Genomic DNA, 654 nt, shown 5'->3' with positions numbered 1-654 from the left:
ACTATGTGCCGCGACTTTAATGTCTTTTTCGTGATGCTTTTCGTGAACCGAACGGACACTCAAATTACACAACAAACCGACAATCAACAAACCTGCCATAATGTACATGGTAATGCTATAAGCCTCAGCAGCCGGAACGCCACTTTCAATTTGACTTTGGCGGATATAGTTGACCAACACCGGGCCAATAACAGCCGCAGTTGACCATGCCAGCAAAATCCTGCCGTGGATTGCACCGACTTGATAAGTGCCGAACAAATCCTTCAGATACGCCGGAATCGCTGCAAAACCGCCGCCATACATGGAAATGATGACGCAGAATCCAATAACAAACAAAGCCTTGTTCCCGCTCTCGCCAATCGACGGAATGGCAAAATACAACAGCGAGCCGAGCACAAAGAAAATAGTATAAGTATTTTTACGGCCAATTTTGTCGGACACGCTGGACCACAAAAAGCGCCCCCCCATATTAAACAGACTCAACAGGCTCACAAAACCTGCCGCCGCACCCGCACCAATGGCAGCCTGTTTACCGACAGAAGTTTCAGAAAACAGCTCCTGAATCATGACAGAAGCCTGACCCAAAACGCCGATACCCGCCGTCACGTTCAGACACAACACCCAAAACAAGAGCCAGAATTGCGGCGTTTTCAT

At 48.3% G+C, this 654-nt stretch carries 1 protein-coding gene; it reads right to left on the bottom strand.

Annotated features, from left to right (window positions below):
• Positions 1 to 654 (bottom strand): MFS transporter (locus ACTHUM_RS17160; RefSeq protein ID WP_440403576.1); only part of this gene is annotated, 654 nt, incomplete at both ends.

The sequence above is a fragment of the Neisseria sp. P0021.S006 genome, from assembly GCF_051956895.1.
This window is presented reverse-complemented; position numbering and strand designations above follow the sequence as displayed.